At 74.5% G+C, this 4,930-nt stretch carries 8 protein-coding genes; 7 read left to right on the forward strand and 1 reads right to left on the reverse strand.

All coding sequences use genetic code 11. From position 1 onward, the window contains the following. Positions 1-116 precede the first annotated feature (116 nt). The gene (locus E1165_RS27935) at positions 117-458 is read right to left on the reverse strand and encodes an antibiotic biosynthesis monooxygenase (protein ID WP_132394687.1); all 342 of its coding nucleotides are present in this window, start codon (positions 456-458) and stop codon (positions 117-119) included. Between the two features lie 27 nt (positions 459-485). Here E1165_RS27935 and E1165_RS27940 point away from each other — a divergent pair, with 27 nt between their 5' ends. The 7 genes from E1165_RS27940 to E1165_RS27970 all read left to right on the forward strand — a co-directional run bounded on the left by E1165_RS27940 (position 486) and on the right by E1165_RS27970 (position 4,854). Beyond that, on the forward strand, positions 486-743 hold the full coding sequence (locus E1165_RS27940) for a DUF6703 family protein (RefSeq protein WP_132394688.1): 258 nt from the start codon (positions 486-488) through the stop codon (positions 741-743). Positions 744-797: 54 nt separating this feature from the next. After that, positions 798-1,763, forward strand: a complete 966-nt coding sequence (locus tag E1165_RS27945; protein WP_132394689.1) for a metal ABC transporter substrate-binding protein — start codon at positions 798-800, stop codon at positions 1,761-1,763. Next, on the forward strand, positions 1,760-2,521 hold the full coding sequence (locus E1165_RS27950; protein WP_132394690.1) for a metal ABC transporter ATP-binding protein: 762 nt from the start codon (positions 1,760-1,762) through the stop codon (positions 2,519-2,521). Before E1165_RS27945 ends, E1165_RS27950 begins: the two co-directional genes overlap by 4 nt. Positions 2,522-2,523: 2 nt before the next feature. Next, positions 2,524-3,390, forward strand: a complete 867-nt coding sequence (locus E1165_RS27955; protein WP_132394691.1) for a metal ABC transporter permease — start codon at positions 2,524-2,526, stop codon at positions 3,388-3,390. Positions 3,391-3,433: 43 nt separating this feature from the next. Then, positions 3,434-3,739 carry a metalloregulator ArsR/SmtB family transcription factor gene (locus E1165_RS27960; protein ID WP_132394692.1) on the forward strand — a complete coding sequence of 102 codons (306 nt, stop codon included), beginning with the start codon at positions 3,434-3,436 and terminating at the stop codon, positions 3,737-3,739. A 73-nt stretch (positions 3,740-3,812) separates the two neighbouring features. After that, a complete protein-coding gene (locus E1165_RS27965) occupies positions 3,813-4,208 on the forward strand; it encodes a Fur family transcriptional regulator (RefSeq protein WP_132394693.1) in 396 nt (131 codons plus the stop codon). A gap of 40 nt (positions 4,209-4,248) precedes the next feature. Further along, positions 4,249-4,854, forward strand: coding sequence for a hypothetical protein (locus tag E1165_RS27970; protein WP_132394694.1), 606 nt, complete (start codon positions 4,249-4,251; stop codon positions 4,852-4,854). Positions 4,855-4,930: the final 76 nt, after the last annotated feature.

The following is a 4,930-nucleotide window of genomic DNA, read 5'->3' on the forward strand; positions in this document are numbered from 1 at the left end:
CGGTGGGTGTGCCCCCGACGGGCGGCGGGGCCTCGCCCCGGCCGGGCGGCTCGGGGTACGGCGACGGTGCCGCCGGGCCGGGTGGGGTCATACGTTGCAGGGTAGTGCCCGCCCGCTCAGCGGTGCGGACGCGCGGCCCGATCGCTGGCCGTGACCACCACCTCGCCGGCCGGGGCGGCGCTGGCCAGCGTCTCGTACGCCGACGGCTCGTCGAGCGACTCGGCGAGCAGCGGCACCGCGGCGATCTTGACGTCGAAGCCGCCCAGTGCCCGCCGGTACGCCCCGACCGACTCCCACTCGGTGAGCAGGCACCAGTGGCGGGGGTCGTCGAGGGCGCGCAGGAGTTCGCCGCGCAGGTAGCCGGGGCGGGCGGCGAGGGCGGCGAGGGCGGCGTGCGCCCGGCCGACGAAGCCGTCGGCGACGTCGACGTCGACCACGAACCGGTTGGTCACCTGCACCGGGTTCCTCCTCGTAGAGTCTGTGGGATGCAGCGTACGCAGAGCCTCCTGCTGGCCCGGCTGGCCCGGACGAACCCGACGTCGGTGTTCCTCGCCACACTGGCCGTGGTGCTGGTGGCGTTCTTCGCACCGGGTCCGGTCGGCGGGGCGCTGCTGCTGGCGCTCGCCGCCGGGCTGGCCTGGCTGGCGGCGACGACCTGGCGGGTGCAGGCGCCCCGGGCCCGGGTGGTGCGGCTGCTGATGCTGACCCTGCTGGTCGCCGCGGCGCTGGCGAAGCTGCTCTGACATGCAATCATGCGTTTTTGACAATCATTCTCGTTCCCACGGACAGTGGATCCCATGAACCTCCGCTCCGCTCCCCGCGCCCTGGCCGCCGCCACCGCCCTGCTCGCCCTCGGCGGCACCGCCGCCTGCTCCTCGGGCGACGCCGGCGCCGACCCGCAGCAGCCGCAGCGGGTCGACGTGGTCGCGGCGTTCTACCCGCTGCAGTTCCTCGCCCAGCGGATCGGCGGGGACGCGGTCACGGTGACCAACCTGGCCAAGCCGGGCGCCGAGCCGCACGACCTGGAGCTCAACCCGGGCCAGGTGGGGCAGGTCGCCGACGCCGACCTTGTCGTCTACCTCAAGGGCTTCCAGCCGGCCGTGGACGAGGCCGTCGACCAGAACGCCCGCGACCGGGCCTTCGACGTGGCCACCGTGCAGCCGCTGCTGACCGCCGCCACCGGCGGACACAACCACGAGGGCGAGGGCAAGGAGGAGGCCGGTCACGCCGAGGAGGAGGCCGGTGGGCTCGACCCGCACCTCTGGCTCGACCCCACCCGGCTGGCCACCGTCGGAGACAGGCTGGCCGAGCGGCTCGGGAAGGCCGACCCGGGCCACGCCGCCGACTACACCGCCCGGGCCAGGGCGCTCCACGGCGACCTGGAGAAACTCGACGCCGAGTTCACCGCCGGGCTGAAGACCTGCCAGCGCCGGGAGATCGTGGTCAGCCACGCCGCCTTCGGCTACCTCGCCGACCGCTACAAGCTGGAGCAGGTGGGCATCGCCGGCCTGAGCCCGGAGAACGAGCCCAGCCCGCAGCGGCTGGCCCAGGTCGCCGAGGAGGCCCGCGAGCACAAGGCCACCACAATCTTCTTCGAGACGCTGGTCAGCCCCAAGGTCGCCGAGACCATCGCCACCGAGGTCGGCGCGAAGACCGCCGTGCTGGACCCGCTGGAAGGACTGTCCAGCGACAACGGCGGGGACTACCTTTCGGTGATGCGTACCAACCTGGCGACCCTGAGGACGGCGTTGAGCTGCTCGTGACATTCCCTGTCATCACCGTCACGCACGGGGTGGTCGGCTACGACGGCCGCCCCGTGCTGCGTGACGTCTCCCTGACCGTCACCGCCGGGGAGGTCGTCGCCGTCCTCGGCGCCAACGGCTCCGGCAAGTCCACCCTGATCCGGGCGGCGCTCGGGCTGGTCCCGCTGGCCGCCGGCACCGTCGAGCTGTTCGGCATCCCACTGCGGCGGTTCCGGCAGTGGGGGCGCATCGGGTACGTCCCGCAACGGCTCGGCGCCGGCGGCGGCGTACCCGCCACCGTGCGGGAGGTGGTGGCCTCGGGCCGGCTCGCCCGCCGGGGGGTGCTGCGTCCACCCGGACGCGCCGACCGGGAGGCCGTCGACGCGGCGCTGCGCGCGGTCGGGCTCGCCGACCGGGCCGGCGACCCGGTCGCCACCCTCTCCGGCGGCCAGCAGCAGCGCACCCTGATCGCCCGGGCCCTCGCGGGCCGGCCGGAGCTGCTGGTGCTCGACGAGCCCACCGCCGGGGTGGACGCGGCCAGCCAGGAGGCGTTCGCCGGGGCGCTGCACGCCTTCGTCGCCGACGGCGGCACCGTGCTGCTGGTGGCCCACGAACTGGGCCCGCTGCGCCCCCTGATCAGCCGGGCGGTGGTCGTCCACCACGGCGGCATCGCCCACGACGGCGCGGTCCCCGAGCCCGCCGGGCACCACGCGGAGCCCGACCACGACCACGTGCACCCGCACGGCCCCGACGAGCCCGCCGGGCTGTGGAGCAGCTGATCATGGAACTCTTCCAGTACCCGTACATGCAGCGTGCGCTGATCGGCGCCCTGATCATCGGCCTGGCCGCCCCGGCGCTCGGCATCTACCTGGTGCAGCGGCGGCTCGCCCTGATCGGCGACGGGGTCGGGCACGTGGCGCTGACCGGTGTCGGCGCCGGGCTGCTGCTCAACCGCTCCCCGGTGTTGGTCGCGGTGATCGTCGCCACCCTCGGCGCGATCACCATCGAGCTGGTCCGGGCCCGGGGACGCACCTCCGGCGACCTTGCCCTGGCGCTGCTCTTCTACGGCGGCATCGCCGGCGGGGTGATGCTCGTCGGCCTCTCCGACGCCACCAGCGCCAACCTCAACGCGTACCTGTTCGGCTCGCTGACCACCATCTCGCCGCAGGACCTGGTCACCATCGGGGTGCTCGGCGCGACCATCCTGGTCACCATGCTGGCGCTGCGCCCGGCGCTCTTCGCGGTCTGCCACGACGAGGAGTACGCCCGGGTCTCCGGGCTGCCGGTGCGGGCGTTGAACCTGTTGCTGGCGGTCGCCACCGCGGTCACCGTCACCATCGCCATGCGGGCTGTCGGCGTACTGCTGATCAGCGCCCTGATGGTGGTGCCGGTGGCCACCGCGCAGCAGGTCACCCGGGGCTTCCGCGGCACCATGACGGCGGCCATGGCGCTCGGCCTGTTCGCCGCCGGCGCCGGGGTCTGGGTGGCCGCCACCGCCGACACCGCCCCCGGCGCGTCGGTGGTGCTGCTGGCCATCGCCTCCTTCCTGGTCGTCGCGGTCGCCGGGGCGGCCTGGCGGGTGCTGCGCCGGCGCGCCGTTCCGGCCGCCGCGCCGCACCCCGAACCGCACGAGGTCATCCTGGGATGACGCTGCCCGGCGGCCTGTCCTCGGTATTGGTTACCGTTGCAGGGTGACCGGCAGGAACGGGTACGACGCCTACGAGGGTGCGGGTGAGCTGCTGCGCGCCCTCGCGGCCCCGATCCGGCTGGCGATAGTGAGCGAGCTGGCACAGGGTGAGCGGTGCGTGCACGAACTGGTGGAGCAGCTCGGGGCTCCACAGCCGCTGGTCTCCCAGCACCTGCGGGTGCTGCGTGGCGCGGGCGTGGTGCGCGGCTCCCGGCGTGGCCGCGAGATCGCGTACGCCCTGGTCGACGAGCACGTCGCGCACATCGTGGCGGACGCCGTCAGCCACGCGGGGGAGGGAACACGGACATGAGCGGGCACAGCGAGCGGATCATCGGCGCGGTCGAGCCTCGGGCCGCCTGGGACCGGAGGGAGGTGGCAGCGACATGAGTGAGGGAGCGGCGCTGCGCAACACCCGGCAGCGGACGGCGGTGAGCGCCCTGCTCGCCGAGGTGGAGGGCTTCCACAGCGCGCAGGACCTGCACGCCATGCTGCGGGACCGGGGCGAACGGGTCGGGCTGACCACCGTCTACCGGACGCTGCAGGGGCTCGCCGACGCGGGCGAGATCGACGTGATGCGCCCGCCCGGCGGGGAGCACCTCTACCGCCGGTGCAGCGAGGGCCACCACCACCACCTGGTCTGCCGGGCCTGCGGCCGGACGGTCGAGGTCGCCGGCCCGACCGTGGAGGCATGGGCGGAGCGGGTGGCCGCCCAGCACGGCTTCTCCGACGTCAGCCACACCCTGGAGATCTTCGGCACCTGCCGGGAGTGCGCCGGCTGACCGCTGTCGGGGGTCGCCGCGCCGTGGCACGCTGTCCGGCGTGAAGATCTATGCTGATCGCTATCCCGTCTTCCTCCGCCAACTCCTCACCGACCTACTCGTGGTCGTCTGGGTGTACGCGGCGATCCGCTTCGCCCGGTGGCTGCACGACCTGGTGCAGCGGCTCGCCGTACCCGGCGAGAAGCTGGAGGGGGCCGGCGGCGGCCTCGCCGACAACCTGGCCGAGGCCGGTGGCAAGGTCGGCCGGGTGCCACTGGTCGGCGACGAGCTGACCGGGCCCTTCGAACGGGCGGCGGCAGCCGCGCGGGCGGTGGCCGAGGCCGGCCGGGACCAGCAGGAACTGGTCGGCCAACTCGCCCTGGCGCTGAGCCTCGCGGTGCTGGTCTTCCCGCTGGGGCTGGTGCTCTTCGGCTGGCTGCCGCCGCGGGTGCGGTGGATGCGTCGGGCCGCCTCGGCGAAGGCGCTCGCCGCCGCCCCGGCCGGTCGGGACCTGCTGGCCCTGCGCGCGCTGACCAACCAGCCGCTGCGGAAGCTGACCAGGGTCGACCCGGACGTGGCCGAGGCGTGGCGGCGCGGCGACGACGCCACGGTCGACGCGCTCGCCGCGCTGGAGCTACGCCGGCTCGGCCTACGCCACTCCCGTTGACCATCCCCGGCGAGCGCCCGGGCCGCGACCTGTGGCACGCCGTGAGCCGACCCACCCCGCACCCCGCTCAGCCACC

This window comes from Micromonospora sp. KC723, assembly GCF_004348595.1.
Classification (GTDB): domain Bacteria; phylum Actinomycetota; class Actinomycetes; order Mycobacteriales; family Micromonosporaceae; genus Micromonospora.

Bases quoted from the DNA above. Each gene is read 5' to 3' on its own strand.
- E1165_RS27940 (WP_132394688.1), top strand. From the start codon at position 486: ATGCAGCGTACGCAGAGCCTCCTGCTGGCCCGGCTGGCCCGGACGAAC.
- E1165_RS27945 (WP_132394689.1), top strand. From the start codon at position 798: ATGAACCTCCGCTCCGCTCCCCGCGCCCTGGCCGCCGCCACCGCCCTG.
- E1165_RS27955 (WP_132394691.1), top strand. From the start codon at position 2,524: ATGGAACTCTTCCAGTACCCGTACATGCAGCGTGCGCTGATCGGCGCC.
- E1165_RS27965 (WP_132394693.1), top strand. From the start codon at position 3,813: ATGAGTGAGGGAGCGGCGCTGCGCAACACCCGGCAGCGGACGGCGGTG.